This window comes from Desulfobotulus mexicanus, from assembly GCF_006175995.1.
Lineage (GTDB): Bacteria > Desulfobacterota > Desulfobacteria > Desulfobacterales > ASO4-4 > Desulfobotulus > Desulfobotulus mexicanus.
On record NZ_VDMB01000011.1, the window covers coordinates 65941 to 87482 of the forward strand.

General features: G+C 48.3%; 17 protein-coding genes. 2 read left to right on the forward strand and 15 right to left on the reverse strand.

From position 1 onward, the window contains the following. Window positions 1–4 precede the first annotated feature (4 nt). The 5 genes from FIM25_RS09885 to FIM25_RS09905 all read right to left on the reverse strand — a co-directional run bounded on the left by FIM25_RS09885 (window position 5) and on the right by FIM25_RS09905 (window position 5446). Complete coding sequence (locus FIM25_RS09885; RefSeq protein ID WP_139448760.1) at window positions 5–955, reverse strand: alpha-L-glutamate ligase-like protein; 951 nt, start codon at window positions 953–955, stop codon at window positions 5–7. Further along, the gene (locus FIM25_RS09890) at window positions 952–2463 is read right to left on the reverse strand and encodes a UUP1 family membrane protein (RefSeq protein ID WP_139448762.1); all 1512 of its coding nucleotides are present in this window, start codon (window positions 2461–2463) and stop codon (window positions 952–954) included. Before FIM25_RS09890 ends, FIM25_RS09885 begins: the two co-directional genes overlap by 4 nt. Next, a complete protein-coding gene (locus FIM25_RS09895; protein WP_139448764.1) occupies window positions 2463–3425 on the reverse strand; it encodes an ATP-dependent zinc protease family protein in 963 nt (320 codons plus the stop codon). Before FIM25_RS09895 ends, FIM25_RS09890 begins: the two co-directional genes overlap by 1 nt. Window positions 3426–3482: 57 nt before the next feature. Then, window positions 3483–4274: an exodeoxyribonuclease III gene (locus FIM25_RS09900; protein ID WP_139448766.1), complete on the reverse strand. Its 792-nt coding sequence runs from the start codon at window positions 4272–4274 to the stop codon at window positions 3483–3485. Window positions 4275–4438: 164 nt separating this feature from the next. After that, window positions 4439–5446, reverse strand: a complete 1008-nt coding sequence (locus tag FIM25_RS09905) for an alpha-hydroxy-acid oxidizing protein (RefSeq protein ID WP_139448768.1) — start codon at window positions 5444–5446, stop codon at window positions 4439–4441. Window positions 5447–5736: 290 nt separating this feature from the next. On the opposite strand from FIM25_RS09905, the gene FIM25_RS09910 reads away from it, so the two are divergent. Together FIM25_RS09910 and FIM25_RS09915 are read left to right on the forward strand one after the other, a co-directional pair. Beyond that, entirely contained in the window at window positions 5737–6198 is a 462-nt protein-coding gene (locus tag FIM25_RS09910; RefSeq protein WP_179953292.1) for a hypothetical protein, read from the forward strand. Window positions 6199–6279: 81 nt separating this feature from the next. Beyond that, the gene (locus FIM25_RS09915) at window positions 6280–6858 is read left to right on the forward strand and encodes a hypothetical protein (protein ID WP_139448772.1); all 579 of its coding nucleotides are present in this window, start codon (window positions 6280–6282) and stop codon (window positions 6856–6858) included. 6 nt (window positions 6859–6864) lie between these two features. Here FIM25_RS09915 and FIM25_RS09920 read toward each other — a convergent pair whose 3' ends face one another. The 10 genes from FIM25_RS09920 to FIM25_RS09965 all read right to left on the reverse strand — a co-directional run bounded on the left by FIM25_RS09920 (window position 6865) and on the right by FIM25_RS09965 (window position 21458). Continuing rightward, window positions 6865–7152 (reverse strand): c-type cytochrome, encoded by a 288-nt coding sequence (locus FIM25_RS09920; RefSeq protein WP_139448774.1) that lies wholly within the window; start codon window positions 7150–7152, stop codon window positions 6865–6867. Further along, window positions 7149–8147 (reverse strand): NAD-dependent epimerase/dehydratase family protein, encoded by a 999-nt coding sequence (locus FIM25_RS09925; RefSeq protein ID WP_139448776.1) that lies wholly within the window; start codon window positions 8145–8147, stop codon window positions 7149–7151. Before FIM25_RS09925 ends, FIM25_RS09920 begins: the two co-directional genes overlap by 4 nt. A gap of 657 nt (window positions 8148–8804) precedes the next feature. Then, window positions 8805–10256, reverse strand: coding sequence for a PD40 domain-containing protein (locus FIM25_RS09930; RefSeq protein WP_179953293.1), 1452 nt, complete (start codon window positions 10254–10256; stop codon window positions 8805–8807). Window positions 10257–10291: 35 nt separating this feature from the next. Further along, a complete protein-coding gene (locus FIM25_RS09935; RefSeq protein ID WP_139448780.1) occupies window positions 10292–11866 on the reverse strand; it encodes a dynamin family protein in 1575 nt (524 codons plus the stop codon). After that, window positions 11863–13521, reverse strand: a complete 1659-nt coding sequence (locus tag FIM25_RS09940) for a dynamin family protein (RefSeq protein ID WP_139448782.1) — start codon at window positions 13519–13521, stop codon at window positions 11863–11865. Before FIM25_RS09940 ends, FIM25_RS09935 begins: the two co-directional genes overlap by 4 nt. A 359-nt stretch (window positions 13522–13880) precedes the next feature. Continuing rightward, window positions 13881–16007 carry a dynamin family protein gene (locus tag FIM25_RS09945; protein ID WP_139448784.1) on the reverse strand — a complete coding sequence of 709 codons (2127 nt, stop codon included), beginning with the start codon at window positions 16005–16007 and terminating at the stop codon, window positions 13881–13883. Window positions 16008–16138: 131 nt separating this feature from the next. Next, a complete protein-coding gene (locus FIM25_RS09950; protein ID WP_139448786.1) occupies window positions 16139–17212 on the reverse strand; it encodes an Lcl domain-containing protein in 1074 nt (357 codons plus the stop codon). Between the two features lie 84 nt (window positions 17213–17296). Continuing rightward, window positions 17297–18784: a dynamin family protein gene (locus FIM25_RS09955; protein ID WP_139448788.1), complete on the reverse strand. Its 1488-nt coding sequence runs from the start codon at window positions 18782–18784 to the stop codon at window positions 17297–17299. Between the two features lie 296 nt (window positions 18785–19080). Continuing rightward, a complete protein-coding gene (locus tag FIM25_RS09960) occupies window positions 19081–20058 on the reverse strand; it encodes an RpnC/YadD family protein (RefSeq protein WP_139448790.1) in 978 nt (325 codons plus the stop codon). A 317-nt stretch (window positions 20059–20375) separates the two neighbouring features. Beyond that, the gene (locus FIM25_RS09965; RefSeq protein WP_139448792.1) at window positions 20376–21458 is read right to left on the reverse strand and encodes an Lcl domain-containing protein; all 1083 of its coding nucleotides are present in this window, start codon (window positions 21456–21458) and stop codon (window positions 20376–20378) included. Window positions 21459–21542: the final 84 nt, after the last annotated feature.

Below are 21542 nucleotides of genomic sequence, written 5' to 3' on the forward strand. Positions count from 1 at the left end.
GCATTCATTTTTTTGCAAAGAAGTCCATGGCCCAGCTGACCCTTTCTTCAACGCCTCCGGGTGAATGGGGCAGGGCTTCAATTGCCTTAAGACGGCCCAGAAGGCCTTCTCCGTTGGTCATTTGAATGGCAAGTCCTGGCCTTGCATTTAGTTCCAGCATTAAAGGACCGCGGTTTCTGTCCAGTACTATATCTGCTCCTATATAGCCGAGGCCAGTCATTTCATAGCATCTGCTGGCAAGGGTGAGCAGGTGTTTCCAGTCTGGGATTTCAATAGAGTCAAGCTTTTTTCCTGTATCCGGGTGCAGGGATACGGGTTTACCGAACTGCAGTGCCCTCAGTCCTTTGCCTGTGGCCATATCCAGGCCTACTCCCACAGCTCCCTGATGCAGGTTGGCTTTGCCGTCGGAAGCTTCTGTAGCCAGCCGCAGCATGGCCATAACAGGATAACCCTGAAAAACAATCACACGGATATCGGGAATACCCTGATAGGAGAACCCTTCAAAAAGGGGATCCATCTGAATGATGTCTTCGATAAGGGCTGTATCCGGGGCACCTCCCAGCGAGTAAAGACCCGCAAGAATATTGGAAATATGTCTTTGTATGTCCCTTTCATCCAGCCGTTTGCCGGAAGATTTGATAAAGCTGTTTCCACGGTTTCCGGAAATAACAAGAATGCCTTTTCCACCCGATCCCTTGGCAGGTTTGATGGCAAAGCCATTATTACAATCCTGAAGCTGTTTTCTCACATGCCTGACTTCATGCTGGGCACTGACGATGAACTGAAGGGTTGGGGTGGGAATGCCGCAGGCATTGGCAAGCTGTTTGGTTTTGAGTTTGTTGTCCACAAGGGGGTAGTAGCGACGGGGATTGTAGCGGGCTACAAAGGCATGATTGCGGCGGTTCATACCTAAAATTCCCATGTCTTTCAAGGCAAAGGGTGAAATCCAGCTCATGGTGTTCTGTCTTTCATGGCCGCAAAGCGGTGAAGTTCAAAGAGTCTGTAGCCGGTGTACTGACCCATCAGGAGAATCAGTGCGGCTATTACAAGGTTAAGCTCAGGAAAATTAAAACTTAAATGAGCAACGGTTGGATGACGCATGAAGGCATAGGCACAGAGTGCCACCACAAGACTGCCCGTTCCCTGTACCATGACTTCCCGCATGCCTTCTTCTTCCCAGAGAATGGACATGCGTTCGATGGTCCAGGCAATAATGATAAGGGGAAAGGCGGTGACGGGCATGCCTGTGTGGAAGCCGAGACGGATGGACATAAGGCTTGCCAGGGTGATCAGGGTGATGACAATGATGACGATGGTGGCAATTCGGGCCACCAGCAGAAGATTCAGATAGGAAAGATAGCTACGCAGAAGCAGTCCGGTCCCTACAATGGTCAGAAAATAAATCAGCCCTGGAATAAGGGATGTCTGGAGAAAGGCCATGCCGATGAGTACTGGCATGAAGGTGCCGGATGTGCTGACACCGATAAGAATACGCATGAAAGTAACCACCAGGGCACCCATGGGAATCAGCAGCAGCAGCTTGAAAACGCCCTGCTGATCCAGGGGGAGATGATGCATGCTTAAAAAGGAAAAGCCATTGTTGCTGGATTGAACCCTTGCCATTTCAAGGGCAGGAATACTTTGGTAAATCATGGAAAAACTGACTCTGGCAGAGCTGCCCCCGGAAAGATCCAGAAGCGATGGGCCGCTCCTGTGCCACAAAAGAAAATGCTCCGGAACACCCTGTTCGCCCGTTGCAGGATTGAACAGAATCCACTGATCCCTGGCAAAGACTTCAACCATGGGAACAAGACTCTGGTTTCTTCTGCCGTCTTCAAGAAAAATACCCTGCACCACACGGCTGGGGATACCTGCTTCTGCCAGAAGACGGGTCAGCAGAATTTCCTGTCTGTAGTCCGCAAGCAGCAGGGCTGCATTCTGTTCTTTCTCGCTGGCATTGAGAATTTTTATGATCTCCCGGGTAAGACTTTCCGGTGTGCTGGATGTGGCACCTGCCGCTTCAATCAGAGCGTGGGCGGCCGTAGCTTCAGGAGGGCGCCAGTTGACAGAATCCGGAGAAGCAGGTGGATGTTCCGGGATCTGCTGTTTTTCAGGATTACGGGTGAGCTGGATCTTATAATAAAGTGTCTGGGTGCCTTCGGCCGTGCGGCGGGACCATTCTGCCCGGCGGTTTTCTCCCTGATCCACAATGGAAAATCCATATCCAGGAGATGCGGCCTGCTCATTGAAAAGCCGGAATCCGGGTGGTTTTTTGGGAATGCTCAGACTGGCAAGGACGGGGCGCTGGGAGGCAGTGAAGGTTACTCTGGCCTCAATCAGCCAGACACCGGTATCACTGCCGGGTTTGAAGGGGATCTGCATCTGGGTGTGGCGGAGCCAGGCAAGGCTGATACCTGATATGATCAGAAGACCGACAATCCAGTAAAGGCTGACTCGCTGCATCAGGGCATATCCGTTTTGTTTGATGTTGATTCAACCGGATCTTTTGTCAGAGGGATGGTATTGGACAGGCTGACATCCACAACCATGACATCTTTTAGAACATTCCTGCCAATGAGTATTGGAAAAGTCAAATGGCTGCGATCCGTCAGGGTAAATTCCGTAAGCTGGGTGGTTCCCCCTATGGTGAGGGATAGTTCAACAACAGGACGCCGCTCACTCTCATCTGTGCTGGACTGTAGAATGCGTGCTTTCCGCTGGAGTTTCTGTTCCATGGGGATCATTTTTCCTGTTTTGGGATGGGGTATTTCAAAACGGACCCATCGTTCACCATCCCGTTCGAAACGCTCAATATTTCGGGCATCCAGAGAGGCCGTTTCTGCTCCTGTATCCATACGGGCTGGCAAAACCAGGCCCGGAGGAGTGATGCGTACTTTTTCTTCGGCTCCAACGATTATTTTTTGTGTTGGCAGGGTTTCCGTTGTACGGGGTGGCGGGAGTACGGCAGGTTTTTTTTCTTCAGAAGTACTGCAGGCCTTTGCTGCGTTCAGCCGGGCGGGTATTTTTTCCAGCAGGAGGATGTTTTTTGCCTGCTTTTCAAGAATTTCAATGTTCAGGGGGATTAGCTCGCCACAGTCCTGTTTCGTTTGGGTTATATGCAGAAGGTTGGCAAGCAGATCCTTGTTCTGGTTCTGAAGTTCCAGCATTTTGCTGGTCATGAGTGCCTGATCGGCCAGACGCTGGTCTAACCGGTCAAGATCGGCTTCCTGTATCAGCATGCTGCCGGAGGTGCAGCCCGAGAAAAGAAAAAGGAGCAGCAACAGACATATAAGCCCATTTATTGAAGTGGTTGTATGCATACTTCTGCTGTCTTTGCCGGAGCAGTTTTTTTTCTTGTGGAAGAGTATGGATACGGGCAGCATAGGGTTGTGTGTACGGGAGAAGCCGGATAGAAAATATACCATAAATCAACCTTTTGTGTGGGTATTGCTGTGAACCGTATTTTCTTGTTGTCCCGATTCTTAAGTGATTTCCAGTACCAGCCCCACGGGGCAGTGATCTGAGCCCATGATATCATTGTCGATGAAGGCATTTTTCAGCCAGCCTTTTTCTACGATATCCTGTGAGATAAGGCAAAGGTCAATGCGCCATCCGGCATTGGTCTTTCTTGCATTGGACCGGTAGGACCACCATGAGTATTTCACGGTGTCCGGGTAGAGGTGTCTGAAGGTATCGGTCCATCCACCGGTCATGAGGCGGTCCAGCCAGTCACGTTCGATGCGCAGGAAGCCGGAACGGTCTGCATTGGCTTTGGGATGTCTCAGGTCAATCTCATTGTGGGCTGTGTTATAGTCTCCGCAGACAATAACAGGCCGTCCTTTTTTGCGCAGCTCATCTGCATGAAGGAAGAAGGCCTCATAAAAACGAAGCTTGTAGTCAAGGCGTTCCTCGTTCATCTGACCATTGGGAAAATACACATTAAAAAGGGTGAAATCTTCAAAATCCAGCTGGTTGACACGTCCTTCATCATCAAATTCCTGAACACCAATATTTGATGAATAGCTTACGGGTGCTCTGCGGGAGTAGGCCATGACGCCGGAGTAGCCTTTTTTTGTTTGGGCATAACTCCATGTCTGGAAGGGATATCCATTCAGATGAAGCATCTCATCACTTCTCTGATCTTCCTGCAGTTTGGTCTCCTGCAGCATGAGAATATCCGCATCAAGGGCTTTGACAGAAGCTTCAAAGTCTTTTTTCCAGATGGCACGAAGACCGTTCACGTTCCAGGATACGATACGGAATGTGTCTGTCACGCTTTCTCCTTCAAGTCTTAAGGGGCACCCTGCCCAGTATTTTTTTTGATTCAGATCATTTATGGATAAAAGAGCATGGCAATCAGATTTTAAGATGAGATGAATGAATTTCTGCAGGGCAATTAAAACCGGGGAGGGCTGACCATCTTCCCCGGTTTAAGGTATCAGTACAGGATGGTTTCATCCACGTCAGCAATGCTGGCGCAGCCGGTCATTACCATGGCCTGTTTCAGTTCGGTACGCAACTGGCGGATATAGGTGCATACACCTTCGGTTTCTCCGCCGCAGGCGGCAATGGAAAAGGGCCTTCCAATGAGGACGGCATCCGCTCCCAGAGCCAGCATTTTCAGTATGTCCACCCCACTCCGGATGCCACCGTCCACCAGTACGCGGATTTTTCCGCCTACGGTTTCAACGATTTCCGGAAGCACATCTGCCGTTCCCGGAGTCATATCCAGAACACGACCGCCATGGTTGGAAACCACTATGGCATCGGCCCCGGCATCCATGGCCAGTTCCGCCTGATCCGGTGTCATGATGCCTTTAATAATAAAGGGTCTCTGGATATATTTTCTTATTTCCCTGAGTTTTGAGATGGATTTTGGAGAAACGGGCCGGCCCTGCAGCCTCAGGGTAATGAGACCTGCGGCATCAATGTCCATGCCGATGGCCATGGGGTTACATGCCAGAGCCTTATCGAGTTTTTCAAAAAGCTCCTTGTCTTCCCATGGCTTGATGAAGGGGATGGCCCGGCCTTCTGCTGCTTTAATGGCTTCAAATCCACACTGGGATATTTCCGGTGGAACACCATCTCCTGTACATCCGATCAGGCCTTCTTTCAGACAGCCCTCTACAATGGCGTTTATATAATCGGCCTCGGGAATGGCACCGCCCATATTATAGGAAACACCGCCGATGGGTGCGGCCAGCAGGGGAAAGTCAAGGCTTGTACCAAAGAGTTCAGTGCTGGTATCCGGCTCCGTGATCTCATGGATCAGGCGCATGTTGAGCCGGAGATCAGCAAGGGCTTCGCCATTGGCCCGGAAAGCTTCTCCTGTGCCGATTCCGCCCATTCCCGGAACACCGGAAGCGCAGTTTTTCCCGTTGCAGATGGGGCAGACCCGGCAGTAGCCGGTCATTTTTTCCCTTGCCGTATCCCGAATGCTTTTCATGGAGAGCCTCCTTGCTGATGATATGGATGGTGAACATGGCAGGTAAAAAAGCTTTTAAGGCTTTTTTCCCATACATGATCTTTCTGGAAGGTATCTGCTATCATTGCTGTGCATAAAAATCAAATTTGAAAAAATATGATTTTTTATAATGGATCATTGCTTGAGGCGCGGTGTTTTTTCGGTTAGAAAGAAAAGTTGTAAGAAATAACCCTTGTTTTTGAAGCGATATGGAAAACGGTATGGGGTTGTTTCTCCAAACCTGTGACTTTCTCTAATATATGGGGCAAAACGTGTTCTTTTTTACTAAAAAGCAGTTTTATAAAAGTATGGATAAGGCCTTTGACCAGATCAAGCATGGTGTATACCGAAGACTGCTGGAAGAATACCTTGAGGCTATGGATAGGGAAAAGGCCGGACTACTTGCGGCGGCTGTAACCAACAGACTTTTTTCCGTGCCGCCAGCCAGTGAGGATGGTCGCCTTTTCCTTTCCGAACATGAGGGCAGGGTGAGAAAGGCAACTGAGGCACTTAAGGGTAACGATGAGATTCTTTATGCCGTTACGGTATCCCTTCGTCACAGACAGAAGCTTCTTTTTACACTGGTGGATCAGGGCAAGGCTTCGGGAACTGCCATTAACAGGCCTCTGGATAATCTGATGAAGATGGGGTTGATGGCGGAAGTGAAGGAGCTTTCCGAGCCCAAGGCTTTTATCAAGTTTGCCAGGAAATTTTTACAGAAAAGCCCTCAGTAGTAACAGAGAGGATGCTTTACTGCCAATGTGGGTCAGGACAGCAAAAGATTTTTTAAGCCGACTTACCTTAAGGAATATGCCATGGCAGCAGCTTCGGAAGCCGTCTATCATTATACAACGGGAAAAGCCCTTGCAGAGATTCTCCGGTCCGGAGTGATCCGCACCTCGCCGTCTTTTTCCCCAAGGGAAAAGGCTGTGGTCTGGTGTTCCACTCTGGAAGACTGGGAACCCAGTGCATCCTGCGTTCACACCCTTCCCGATGGCAGAGTCATCCGCAGAACACAGGAAGAAATCCGAAGGAATGAAGGGGGGCTGGGCCGTATCCGGATAGCAGGTGAAGCAAAGCTTTTTACCTTTGAGCAGTATAAGCGTATCAGTAAAATTTCCAACCGCCATTTGAGGGTTCTGCAGCAGTTTGCCGAAGCCTGTGGCGCAGATCCACGATTCTGGCGGGTTGCTTTTAGTCCGCTGGATGCTCTTATCTGGGAGAGTGTGGAAATGCAGCATCCGGTGGATGGAAGCTGGATGCCCCATCCTGTTCAGAAAAAGGGGGCTTTGAGGGAGGTTCTGACGGAGGTTCAGGCCCACCTGCCCTTCATGGATGCTGCCCGTCAGCAGCGGCTGCACGGGCAGCTTGCAAAGCTTGAAAAAAAGTACTGAAGAAAATTATTTGCCGTAGCTTGTGGCAAGATAGTTTAAGAGAAGGGTTCTTTCGGCATCCGTCAGTTGAACTCCTTTCTGTTCCATTCGCCGAACCGTGCGTTCCCATCCGTTTCTGTCTTTTTTAGCACGGGTAATTTTGCCTGCCCCATGGCAGGAAGTGCAGCGGTTCTGGAGCAGGCTTTCCCCTTCGGCCATTGCATCGGAAGATGTGGCAGGAGAAGACAGGGCAAGGGAAAAGGCCATGGCAACAGCCATGACAAAGGAAAGAAACAAGGCTTTTTTCTTTTTCATAATGAATCTCCTTTCAGATAGCGTTCAAGTTGGTTAAGGCCTTCTTCTCTGGAAACCAGAGGCTCATACCCGGTATCCCGGCAGAGATCTTCAATGTCAAACCAGTGGGCCGTGCTGAGTTCTTTAACGGTGAAGCCAGTCAGCATTGGTTCGCCGGGAAGATTGAAAAAAGTATAGATTTTTTCAAGGAAAACTGCCAGTCCCATGGCAAGTTGCAGGGGGACCTGCCTTGATACGGGAGCTTTTCCACCGGCTGCAAGGATGGCATCCACCATATCCCAGAGGGGAACCGGATCTTTATCTGAAATAAAATAAATTTTGCCGGAAAGCTCAGGTTTGGCGGCAAGGGCTGCATCCGCAAGGATGTGGGCATGGGCTGCATTGTCAATATAAACGGTATCAATGAGGGGATTTTTGCTGCCGATGCGGGCCAGTTTTTTTGAGCGGGCAAGGATTCTCGGTACAAGGTGGTTGTCACCCGGTCCCCATATAAGGTGGGGCCTCAGTATGATGCAGGAAAGCCCGTCTCCTGCGGCTTTTTTTACTTTTTTTTCCGCTTCCGCCTTGGTTTTCGGGTAGGCGGCGCTGTAGGTATCCGGGTAGGGGTGCCCTGCATCCACTCCTTCCATGTCACTGCCGTCAAAGATAACTGAAGGCGAGCTGCTGTGGATCAAACGGCAGCCTTCGGATATGCATGCGTTAAGGACATTTTCTGTTCCTTCCACATTGATGCTGCGGTAATTTTCTTCAGGCCCCCAGACACCGGCCAGAGCTGCCGTATGAAAGACGGTTTCAACGCCTGCCACTGCCTGCATGACCTTCTCTTTGTCCCGAATATCTGCCTGAATCCAGGAAAGGTTTTCCTTTTTTTCCGGTATGCCTGTCTGTCCTCTGGCCAGAATACGGACTTCCCATCCGGTCTCAAGGAGTTTTCGGGTGATGGCTGAACCAAGAAAGCCGTTGCCGCCCGTTACCAGTGCTTTTTTCTTTTCCATGTTTTCTCCGTAACTTTGAAACATATTTTATTTGTAATTATTCAGAACAGTTTTCCAGATACCATAACTTCCAGACAGATGCACAGGCTCCAGGCTATTTGCCCGTGACGCAATCTTATTCGGGAGCTTCTTGCCCTGTGCGGAAGCGGCAAAAACTCCCCGCCACAGGCAGGATAAGCTTTATGATTTCCATAGCAGGCTTGAACATGCTGCCTTTGTGGCGGCTCAGACAGTTTGCCGCTTCTTTCGCACAGGCCTGCGAAGCTCTGATCCGAAACGATTGCAATGTCACTTGCAAATAGCCTCGGAGCCTTGCAACAGTACGAAGCTGCTGCAATTACAGCATTGGTAGTTCGAAATAAATTGTGCTGAATAATTACATTTTTTCCATCAATTCCAGCTTTTGGATATAGGCGGTCTTGTCAACAAAGTAGCCGTTTTCACGGACAAGGGCCGGGTAATTGGCTTCGCCGTAGAGGATGCGTTTTTTCATGGTTTTTACCTGTCTGGAATAAGGTTTCTTTTCTTTCCGGGCAAGGCCTTGGGACAGCATCAGGTTAGATGAAAAAGAGCCTCACATCCATGGAAAGCATGATTCCTTGCCCCGGAACCATGGGGATGGTGCCGGGGCATGTTTATCGGATTATCTGCTTAGGATCAGAGTTTCCAGAGCTTGACCTCTCCATTATGATGGCCGGAAAGAGCATAATCTCCTAAAGGGCTGAGGGATACGGAGTTTACAGGATTATCACTTTCAAAACTATGCAGCAGCTTTTTACTTTGAATATCCCATACTTTTAATATTTTATCTGTGAAGGATAGAATAAGAATACCATTAAAAGCGATTTTGCTGCCATTACTTATGATGTTACCCAGCTCGTTTCCTGAGTCAATATCCCAGAGCCTGATGCTGCCGTCATTGCTTGAAGAAAGAACTCTTTTGCCATCCGGACTGAAGGTAACGGTTTGTACATATCCTCCATGGCCTGTGAAGCTTTTTATTTCCTTTCCCGAAGCCGTATCCCAGAGTTTGATACTATTGTCTTGGCTTCCCGAAAGAATGTTTTTTCCGTCCGGGCTGAAGGTAACAGAAAAAATGTATCCGCTATGCCCACTAAAATTGCTGACATTCTTACCTGATGCACTATCCCATAATTTTAAAGAGTTATCACTTCCTGACAGGATGCTTTTCCCATCAGGGCTAAAAGCAGCATCATTTACATCGCTTCCAATAGCAATGCTTTTTATTGCTTTCCCGGAAGCAAGATCCCAAAGCTTGATGGTATCATCCCAACTTCCTGACAGAATACTTTTTCCGTCCGGGCTGAAGGTTACGGAATAAATCTGCCCGCTATGTCCTGTGAAAGTTTTAGTATTGGCATTTGAGACCAAATCCCAGAGCATGAGTCTTTGATCCGCACTTCCCGAAAGAATGTTTTTTCCATCCGGGCTGAAGGCCACAGAATTTACACTATCGCTATGCCCAGTGAAGGTATGAACAAGACTTGCCTCAATTTTTTTGCGTTTATAGAGAAAAGGATGCCAGTGCCCGAAAAAATAGGGATTCCAGGCAAAGGGCATATCTGTTTTTCCCGGCAGCCCCAGAATTTTACAGGCAAGGCCGGTAAGACCCCGGATATCACTTTCTTCCATTTCCATGAGTTCTGCCATTTCACCGAGAAGGGCAGTGGCCGCATCATTAATGGGTCCGTCCAGACGGAGAAGAATTATCGCATCCAGCATGAAGGTTTTATCCAGTTCTGCTTCCCTGATGGCCCTGAAAAAATCCTTAAGGTCTGAGCTTTCCCACTGATGGGCCTGCTCAAAAATCCTTGTGGCGGCAGGGTCCATGCCAAGGCTTTTCTGAAGCAGGTGCAGAAGCCGGGCTTCGTTGTCCGTTACGCTTTTGTCTGCCATGGCCATGGCTGCCAGCATGGTGATGTAAATATTTTTCGTGTGTTCATCCAGACGACTTATGCAATGGGCAGGCATGGGCAGAAGGTCTGGTTTTAGCTGGTCAAGCTGCTGCAACAGCAATTGTACTGCGGCATTGTCCATGCCCTTTGCGGGTAGCTTGGCATCTCTTATGGCAGGTACATCGGAACTCATATACATACTCCTTATTTGTCGGAATTATTCAGAATTTAAAGGTTGTTGAACTCTTGTATCAACGCCCTGTACTCCGGGCCTCTGCGCAGTGTCAGACCGGGGAGTTTTTCCGGCAGGCCCTTGGTCGGAATGCTTTCTTTAAAAATACCTTGCAGGCTTTTGCCCCTGCGTTGCAACAGATCTTCCATATAAACAATTCTGCCATCGGGAAGGGTATCTTTCAGGGTGCTTTGCAGGGTTCTGGCCCTGCGGTGTATCATGTAGGGAATTTCCTCGGATTCCGCATCTGCCTGCAAAGGCAGAAAAAACCTTGCCATATCCCTGTCTTTTTTCCCCCGTTCCTTTTTGATTTCAAGCAGCATGTCCAGCAGGATTATACCTTCCCCCTCCAGCAGATCCATCTCCGAAGGTTCGGGCATTTTGATGCCCACAAGATCCCCCACATCTTTAAGTTCCCGGAAGAATCTCGCAGAAAGTTCCAGCAGGGTTTTCTTTTCATCCACCAGCATTTTATGTGCATCAATGGTGCGGGTTTTAAGCTCTTTAACATCTTCTGTAATGTCGCTTTCTTCCGAGATGGCAAGGATGCGGTTTAAGCGGTTGAGGCTTCTTTCCGTGTCCCGCCTGCGTTCATCGAGGTAACGGATGAAGTGGGCAAAGAGCACCTTGAAGTTTCTTGCAAAGAGAACTTCCGCAGGGCTTTGGTTCCAGCGATCAAAATGTGTGGTGATGGCTTCCTTTGGGTATCGCTTTTTTTTCTTGGAAGAGTAGGGAACCACATCCACAAAGGCAATGCCCCGGCTTTGTAGGGTTTTTCTGACCAGATCCACAATGGCCTGAATGTCTTCTTCCGGAACATAATCAGCCCTGGACACAACAAAGAGCTTTGGGGTTTCCGGCCTTAGGGTAGCGATGAAACGAAGATCGTTTTCCGGTATGGTTCCGGCCTTAGCGGAAACCACCCATACAATAAAGGATGCTCCGTTGAGCTGGCTGCGGGCAACTTTAGCATCTGTGCTTTCTTGGCTGGCGGTATCTTCTGCATTGGAATAGCCCGGAGTGTCCAGCAGGGCCAGGTTGTCCCAGGCAAATTCCGGCAGGGCAATGTGGGCGGATTTCAGCATGTGGCCCAGGGGCCTGCCGTATTCCTTTTCAAAATCATGGGTAAGAACCACAAAATCATCGGTGGAAAGATCCATGCTGTGGCCGAAAAGGTTTATGGCATGAACCTTTTCCTCTTCGCCCTGCATAAGATAGACCGGCACCGTTGTGGTTGGGTCTGTTTCTGCGGGCAAAAGGGCCTTTTTGTCTAAAAGGGCATTAATGAGGGTAGATTTTCCTGCGGAAAAGGCTCCGCCAAAACCCACGGTATTTTTGGTGGAAAGCTCAGGAAAACGGGCAAACTCCCGGAAGCGATCAAACTCTTTTCTGAAATTGAAATAAAGATGCACAAAATCCGGCGGGCTGTGATGCCGGGTTATTTTGAGCATTTCCTCATCCAGAGCTTTTTCCATGCTGCTCAGGCTGGCTGCCGTTTTCCCTTCGGTTTCAGGTCGGGTGATGGCATTGCAGACAAGTTCATAGCGTTTTTCAAGGGAAAGCTCATTCATGCTGCGGCCCTTTCAAGGCGGGACATGATTTCATGGAGGGTGGCCCTGTCCTGCATGATTGCCTTCTGCTTCGCTTTAAAAGCTTCTTCACTCTGCTGAAGATCACGGCTGAGGGCTTCAAAGGCGGATTTCATATTCTCCTGCTGCTCGTCCAGCCTTTTTTTAAAGTCCCTTTCCACTTTTTCCGTTAACTCTTCAAGGGCTTGAACCAGAGAAATGTTCAGTTTTTGGAGAACACCGGGGATGAGGTTGTGCAGTATCTGCTGCTTTGCTTCTTCTCTTTTGATGGCTAATTTTTCTTCACGGGAAGTTTTACCGAAAAGAAAAGTAACCAGCCCCACAAGAAGTGGAGCAATAATGTTTATGACTGGTAAAGATTTAACCAATAATAATAATGCCATAGACCCTTGAACACCCGTATGCAAGGAATCCAGGTTATGCCCTTCTTCCATCTCACCGAAGTTTGCTTTGAAGGAGCTTGGTATAGTTGAGGAGAGGGTGTCTCCAAGCTTTTTAATGTATTTTTTAAGCTTGGGATGAAATTCTGTTTCCATACCCTTTGTTGTGGCATTCCTTACAATCTGTCCCACAATGCCTTCCATGTCTCCGTTGTGAAGGCTGGCATCCGTCAGTCTTTCAAGACTGTTATGAAGATCTGCCTTTATCAGATCAAGAATCCGCCGGGCCGATGGCTCTATCTGATCATTAAGTTCTCTGGTTTGCCTTTTCATGTCTTTCTTGAAGGCATCCATCTCATTTCTCATATCTTCCTGCTTTAAAGAGATCTCTTCTGCGCTCAGATTTTCTTCATTCAAAAGGGTATTCAGATAATCATCCATCATTTGCAGCCTTTTACCAAAAAGCCTGTGGCAGTTGGTGTTGAAAATGGCTTCAGACTGATTTTCCAGTTGCTGAAGGCTTTCCAGAAAAGGGGCTATTTCTTTTTTTCGGGAAGAGATAGTGGCGACACGGAAAGGCGCATTTTTCATGATGCCCGCAATTTCAATGCGGATCTGCTCTTTTATGGCTGCGATGTCTTCCGGAAGGCTTTTCTCGGATTTGCTAATGAAAACAAAAACCGGAACGGAATAAAAATCCAGCTCCGTAAGGAGGACTCGAATACTATCGCGAAGGGTACCGTCTCCCGCAGGAATGACAATGGCATAGGCAAGGCTGCGGCTGATGTAATTGTCTATGGCCGTTGAATGGGCTTTGATTCCGGAATCCCAGCCCGGCATATCCACAAGGCAGAGATGGGGAAAGTTTTTCAGTTTTTCGCTGGTAAGTTCAGCTTTGACATAAAGGGGTTTTTTATTGAGATGCTCTGTTTGCGGGGCTTTTAAGTCGGATTCTGTAATGTCAATAAGGCTTTCATCCTCAAGGCAGAGGCTGAAACGCTTTTGCTCTGCGTAATGGATTTCTGCGGGAAGGGCTGTGGTGGGGTCTATTTCAATAGCAAGGAGATCCTGACCTAAGAGGGTGTTGATGAGGGTACTTTTTCCTGCACTGAAGGGGCCGATAAGGGGCAGCCTGACCTTGAAGTTCTGAACTTCCTTTTCAAGGTTATCAAGCTCTTCCGCAGGCCGTTCATATTTTTCAAAGATGCTTTTGATTTCAGGGAGCCTGCTCAAAATCCATTCCTGTTGTGTAAACATGGGTGGTTTCCTTTTTTTGATGTTGTATATTTTTCTGCCGCTGGGTTTTGGCCCTTGGCGGTGGTTTTTTCTTCATTTCGGTGGCATTTTATCCCGATGGCTTCGAGAGCCTCAGCCACCGGGTTTGCGTCAGCCACCGTTTCGAGGGCTTTGTAACCCTCACCCCAGCCCTCTCCCAGAGGGAGAGGGGGCCTTGAGGATGACTGTTTTTCTCCCCTCTCCAGAGGGAGAGGGGCCTTGGGGATGGCTGTTTTTCTCCCCTCTCCAGAGCCAGAAGGGGCCTTGAGGATGGCTGTTTTTCTCACCTCTCCAGAGGGAGAGGGGCCGGGGGTGAGGGGAAAAAGCCTTGATGTTGCCCCTCATTTTTTTTCTTCCTCCAGCCTTGCAAGGAGTTTTTTGTAAGATTCCACCTGTGCAGTCTTATCCGCAAAGGCCTTTTCTACCTCTGCCAGTTCTTTGTGCAGATTTTCCGTAAGAACTGGGGTAAGGCTTTCTCGGGCATCTTCAAACTGGCTGCATAATTCTTCTACTTTAGCTATAAAATTTTTCTGGATGCGTTCAAAGGTTTTATGTAAAGCCTTGCTCAGCATAAGGTTCAGGTTATCCATTTTGTCTGTACGGATTTCACCCTGAAACTCCTGCACAATGGCATCGGCCTCATTGCCGTAATCCATTGTAAAAACTGGAATTTGAAGCTCGCGAATGCCATGATCTATCACACTGCGGAACCAGCCTGGGTTGAAATCCGCACTGGCTGTTTCCATTTCTTTTAACAGGGCCTTGCGAAGCTCAGTTTTAATTTTCTGGGGATTAAAGCTTTCACTGAATTTACGGTTGATGGATGCGGCACTTTCATTGCTGTAGCCCGTCACCTTTTCTACGGCATCGGAAGCCATAACATACTGGTAAGAGCGGCTACGTGTTGTAGGGACTGTTGTTGAGCTTCCCCATGAAAAGGGATTATACCATTTGGAAGTGCTGACGGTTGTGTAGGAGGTGTAGGTTTCCGTTCCGGTGCGGGTACTGAGCTTGGTAAATTCAGCCAAAGACTGCTGAATATCCGCAAGAATTTGCGCCCTTGCCCTTTGTATCTGGTTGATGTTAAGGCTTATCACCTCGCTTAAAACCAGTGCAATGGTCTGAATACGGCTTTCAGAGGCCTTCTTTTGTTCCTTTATGGCGGAAATATCGTTTTGATTCAAAAAATCCAGCCGCTGATTCACAATGTCTGTAAGTTCTTCCACATACAGGATCAACTGCTCCTTTGATTCGGGAATCATGCCTTTTATCTGCTGCTGAAGGATTTTTTCCTTATCTTCTCTGGCCTTTTTGTAATGGTCATGCAGAAGGTCAAAACCTGAGATGCGCTGCCAGTCCTGTTTGCTGAAGCTGCTGCTCCATTCTTCTTCCGCCAGCTCGGTGAGTTCATTGTGGATGTGCTTCATGGTTTTTCCCCACATATCTTCGGGCCAGGAGGCAAAGCCATGGGCAAAGGTACTGGATAAAACAGGGGTTTTCATGCTGCGCATCAGCTCTGCTATATTTGCCCTGCCCCTGTTCTCAAAGTCTTTGGCCAATTTTTCCATTTCTTCCTCTGCCCTTTGATTCAGACGGGTGCAGAGGTTTTTTTCACATTCCTGAAAACTGTTTCTGTTAAAGCCATCGTCCAGAATGGCGGCATCAAACTGGCCTGCCACCAGAACCATGCGCTTGACACCCTTGCCCGGAAGCTGACGGGCCAGAAGGTTGGTATCCGAAGCATCCAGAAACTGACCCGCACGGCTGAGGAAAAAAACCACATCGCAGCGGGCCATGTATTCTCTGGTTTTTTCCGTGCGGCTTAAAATCGGGTCGTTCATACCCGGTGTATCCACAATTTCTAAACCTTTAAGTTCATTCAGGGGCAGAAAAATATGTATGGTTTTGATGACAGGGGTGTAACGGCCATTTTCTCCGGCATAGTCATTGAGTATGGAAACAAGGTCTTCGGGCTTGGTGAATTCAATGCTTTCTTTGCCAAGGCTGATTTTTTCCAGGGGATCAAGGCCGTTTTCTTCCACCATGGCCATAAGCTCAGAGGCCATTTTACTTTCCGGGCTGCCGTCCTTTGATGCGGCCCTTTCCTGCAGATCCTTCCATTCTATTTCTGTATAGTATTCCAGCTCCAGCAGGGGGCTTTCGCCCCAGGTGATGGCCGTGAGGTTGGCGGTTTTTGGGGTGGCTGCTTCCGGCAGAACGGGCAAACCATCAAAGAGCAGGGCATTGACAAAGCTGCTTTTCCCCGCCTTTACCTGCCCCATGATGCCTATGCTTAAGCGTTGCTCTTCTTTTTGAAAACGATCAAGCTTGGTGAGGTATGCATCTTTAAGGGATTGCAGGTTTTCGATCCCCTTCGATAAGGAATCAGACTCCTTCGATAAGGAATCAGACCACGGCTTAAGGTCTGCGGCAAGGGTTTCAAGGTGCTGAAGGTGGGGGTGGTTCATGGGATGCTCCTTTTTTTAAAAAAATATGAAGGGGCGCTGCGCGCCCTTGATTGGAACTTTCTGTATTCAGTTCTGTTTAATAAAAACCAGTGACAGACCTTTTATTGGCTGTGGTTGCCAAAAGGAAAAAATCACTGTCCGCCACGCACAAGGCGCACCTGGCCATTGTAGTGCTTGGAGTTGCTGCCGACACCACCACTGCCGAAATGGAGGCCCCACGCACTGCTGCTGTAGTTGGCATTGGGCGAGGAAGACCAGAACCAGCTTTCTGGGGTATTGGGAAAGGTCACAAGATTGATGGTTGGTTTCTGAAAGTTGTCTTCGCATTTTCCTCCCTGGCTACCAGGCTTCCAGTCTGCTCTTTTACCGGAACTACAATAAACAAGGGTATTCAGCTCTTCTATGGTGGGCAAACGCCAGTCCCTGTGTCCACAATAACCACCTTCTTTATTGAGTTTTTCTGCGGCTGCCATGGCATTCTCCCAGGTATATGCCTTAGCTTCCCCAACACAGGTGCTGCCGTCCCAGGTCTGGCCCAGAGAGCAGCGCATCCATTCAAGGCCTGTTTTTTCATCCATAACTGTGGCTCTTTGCATATTTATGCTGGGTTTAAGAGAAGGTAAGTTTTGCTCAATATCCTGTATAGTCAGTATAACATTGTCTTTCAGCAGCAATGGGTGCCAGTGACAATAAAAATCCGTTTTCCATGAAAAAGGAATAAAGCTTTTTTTATTTATACCCAATACATGGCAGGACAGCCCCACCAAAGCTTTTAAATCTTCTTCCCCCAAACCCATCAGCTCCGTCAGATGCCCCAGCACTTCTGCTGTTTCCGGGTTCAAAGGGCCATCCAGCCTGCAAAGAATCAGGGCATCGAGGATAAAGCTTTTGGCAATGTCTGCCTCTTTGATGGCCCTGAAAAAATCCTTCAGGCCTCCTTCATCAAGATTTCCTGCCTGTTCATAAAGGGCAGAGTTTCTTACTTCCAGCCCCATGGATGCCCGAAGCAGGGAAATGAGGCGGGATTCAGCCTCCGTAATGGCCTTATCCGCCATGGCAAGGGAGGCCAGAAGGGTGAGGTAGCGTTCTTTGGTGTGGGTGTCGCAATCTTTGGCAGCGTGCTCCGGCAGGGGCAGAAATTCTGTTTTCAGGTTGTGAATCTGCTGCAGAAGGGTGGAAAGTTGGGGATTTGCCGATGTAGTCATTATTTTTCTCCTTTTGGCTCCCTCTCCCTTTGGGTGAGGTTTTGGTTTTTTAAATTTAATGAAACCCGGAAATCCTTTGTTTTTCTATGCACAGGCTTTCAGGAGAAGGTCTTTGAGTTTTTCGCCTTCCTGCCTTGTGATAATGGTGTAGTTGTGGCAGATGGCATCCGCTGGCATGGTATCCATAAGAATTTCATTTAGACGATTACCTTCCTGTCTTATAATGATGTCATAATTCCTGCAATCTGCTGCTTGCATCAAGGGCAAGAGGTGTTTTTCCAGACCCTTTGATCTGATTTTTTTCTTTTCCATATAAGAGCGCAGCAGCTCAAGAATGTTCGCTCCGTCCGGTGCCAGAAGGTCCATCTCAGAAGGCTCAGGCATTTCTATGCCAACCTCATCCCCCACCTTTTTCAGCTCCCGGAAAAAGGTGTTGGAAAGCCCCATGAGTATCTCCCTTTCCCCGTCCAGTTGATCGATCTCCAGCTTGGTTTTTTGCTGAAGCTCCTCAATGTCCTGCCGGATATCCTCATCATCGGCAAGGCCCAGCACCCGGTTCAGGCGGTTGAGGCTTCTTTCCGCACTCAGCTTTTTTTCATCCAGATAACGGATAAAGTGGATGAAAAGCACCTTGAAGTTTCTCGCAAAAAGAACTTCCCTTGGTTTTGTGTTCCACTGATCCAGAACGGCGGTAATGGCTTCTGCGGGGTAAAGCTTTTTTTTCCTTGCGGAAAAGGGCAGCACATCAATGAAGCCGATCCCCCGTTTTTCAAGGGTGTTGCGGATAAGGGCCATGATATCCCGTATGTCCTGCTCGTCCCGCTTATCGGCCTGGGAGAGAATAAACAGTTTGGGAATTTCAGGGCGCAGGCTGGCAAGGAATTTCAGATCCTTTTCAGGAATGGTTCCGGCCTCTGCCCGGATTACCCAGACAATGAACTGAGCCGTGTTGAGCTGGGTGCGGGCTGTTCGGGCATCGGCTGATTCCGTATCCGATTCATCATCGGCATTGGAATATCCCGGCGTATCCAGAAGAGCGAGGTTTTCCCAGGAAAACTCCGGCAGGGCAAGGTGGGCCGACTTCAGGATATGGCCCATGGGTGTGCCGTACTCCTTTTCGTAGTCATGGGTCAGGGCCACAAATTCATGGGCACTGAGGCTGATCTTTCTTCCGAAAAGATTGAAGGCGCTGATGGCTTCCTCACTGCCCTTTATTATAAAGGCAGGCACTGTGGTGGTGGGGTCCACCTCGGCAGGAAGAATTTTACGGCCAAGGATGGCGTTGAGCAGGGAAGACTTGCCTGCTGAAAAGGCTCCGCCAAAGCCCACAATCACCTTGCGGGCCAGTTCAGGAAATTCTGAAAACTCCCGGAACCGCTCAAACTCCTTTTTGAACTCAAAGAAATAATGCACAAGATCCGGAGGGCTGTGGTAGCGGGACACCTTGTGCATTTCTTCATTGATGGTTTTTTCCATCTTGCTCAGGGTGGCTGCCATGGGGCTTTCTTCTCCCTTTTGGGAAACGGCCCTGCAAATAAGGCTGTGGCTTTGTTCCGGAGTCAGTGTGTTCATGATTTTTTCCCTTCTGGTATTTATGGTTACAGCCGGGCTGTGGGTTTTATATGGGCAGGCTTGGATTATAGGCCTGAAAGGTGGAAAAAGGCAAAGCCAGCTTTGACTTTTTGCCCTGAAACTCTTTGTATCACAGGTGTGCGACAGTTCAGGTCGCTTAAAAACATGGGGATAAAAAAAATGCCCTGGCAGCCTTATGCAGCGAGGGCAGGACAAAATATCAGGAAAAGGGGAAGGGGTTTAAGGTAAATTCAAGCCCGGAAATGGCCAATTTCCTTTATCAGCATTCTGAAAAATCAGTTTTCCAATAGTTCTTTATCTGTCAGCAGTTCCAGTCCTTTGTCACCTGCGGCAAGAACAGCTTTTACTTTTTCAGGACTAAGACCTACACCTGAAGCTATAATTTCCGGCTTTATATCCAGCTTGGTTAAACGTATGATGGTTTGAAATTTTTCTTTGCGGAGCTTCTCAACGCTTTTTTCCATAGCCATTTCCATGCCCAGCTTCATACCCCTTTCCATCCCGAACCGCTCTGCGCTTGTAATGTATGGCATCTTTCTATCCTCCTCTATCTGATATATTTCCTGAAGAAATTCCTTATCAAGCACTTCAGGAAGCCGCATCATCCAGTCTATCACCCTGAAAAACTCAAGAATTGTGGTTTTGTCATAATTGCGTTTATACATAAGACGAACAAGGTGAATCTTCCAGCTTTTCAGTTCATCCTTGCTGCTGCTTGATTTTGCCTTGATCTGGGCCATAACCGCAAGGGAAAACACATTTTCACTGTTTTCAAGCTCATCCCACCTGTCTTCCCACTCCATAAGTTTTACTATGGGAAAATGGAAGTCAAGGGAGCATCCCCATAATTCTCTGGAATAGGAATCCGGCCTGAAGCTTTTCTGATTATCCGTGAGAACGCCAAGGCTTACAACCATTGTTCTGTGATGGTCAAAAATACGGTAATTATACACATACATGCGCTCTGAAAAATCAACTTCGGGATCTCCCTGCACCTCAATGTGTATGATGACCAGAATTTCATGGTTCTTTTTTGTCCAGACCTTTACCAGTTTGTCTGCATAACGCCTTTTGATATTTGAATCCCAGGCTATTTTCTGCAGTTCCTTGTCTATAAATTCCGGCTTCCGACTCCAGTCAATTTCTTCATAAATTTGAGGAAAGAGCAGGGCAAGAAATTCAGGAAAACGCTTCTCCAGAATTTCTTTCCAGGGGCTGTCATAGTCATTTTTTTTCTTTTTCCTTGCCGCCAAATCAAATACCTCCCCAGATGATAAAAGTCGAAATGAGCGATTCCTTTGAAACATCATAAACTGGAAAAGAAAAAGAAGAAAGATGGATGAATACGGTGTCAGAAATAACATTAAGGAATGTACCAGTGTCTTCTTGGTGCATGATCTGCGGTGAGGGTTTCAAGGTGCTGAAGGTGGGGGTGGGTCATGGGATGTTCCTTTTTTAAAAAAATATGGCGGGGCGCTATGTACCCTTGATATAAATTTCTGTATTCAGTTCTGATTGAAAAAAAATAAGTGAAAGTTTTTTTATTGGCTATGGTTGCCAAAGGAAAAAATCACTGTCCGCCGCGCACGAGGCGCACGAGGCGGAGCAGGTTGTTGTAGTCGCCGTAGACACTACCATTGGAGAAGGCGAGGCTCCACGCATAGGCGCCGTTGCCGGCACGGGGCGAGGAAGACGAGAACCCGCTTTTCGGGGTATTGGGAAAGGCTGCAAGGTTTATGGTTGGTTTCTGAAAGTCGCCTTCGCATTCTCCTCCCGCGTTACCAGGCTCCCAGTCTGCTCTTTTACCTGAACTGCAATAGACAAGGGTATTCAGCTCTTCTATGGTGGGCAAACGCCAGTCCCTGTATCCACAATAACCACCCTCTTTATTTAGTTTTTCTGCGGCTGCCATGGCATTATCCAAATTATATGCCTTAGCTTCCCCAACACAGGTGCTGCCGTCCCAGGTCTGGCCCAGAGAGCAGCGCATCCACTCAAGGCCTGTTTTTTCATCCAGTACCGTTGCAGCAGCCATAATATCACTGTCTTTTAATGGAAAGGACAAGCGTTGACCTGCCTCAATATCCTGCAAAGTCAGCTTTCCCTTGCCCTTCAACAATAAAAAATACCAATGCCTGTAAAAATCAGGATTCCATTTAACAGGATTCAGTGTTTCATTTTGAATTCCCAACACATGGCAGGACAGCCCCACCAAAATTTTCAAATCTTCTTCCCCAATACCCATCAGCTCAGCCAGATGCCCCAGAACTTCTGCTGCTTCCGGGTTCAAAGGGCCATCCAGCCTGCAAAGAATCAGGGCATCGAGGATAAAGCTTTTGGCAATGTCTGCTTCTTTGATGGCCCTGAAAAAATCCCTCAAACCTTCTTCATCAAGATTTCCTGCCTGTTCATAAAGGGCAGAGTTTCTTACTTCCAGCCCCATGGATGCCCGAAGCAGGGAAATGAGGCGGGATTCAGCCTCCGTAATGGCCTTATCCGCCATGGCAAGGGAGGCCAGAAGGGTGAGGTAACGTTCTTTGGTGTGGGTGTCGCAATCTTTGGCAGCGTGCTCCGGCAGGGGCAGAAATTCTGTTTTCAGGTTGTGAATCTGCTGCAGAAGGGTGGATAGCTGGGGGTTTGTAGATGTAGTCATTAGTTTTCTCCTTTTGGCTCCCTCTCCCTTTGGGTGAGGGTTTTGTTTTTTCAAATTTAATGAAACCCGGAAGCCCTTTGTTTT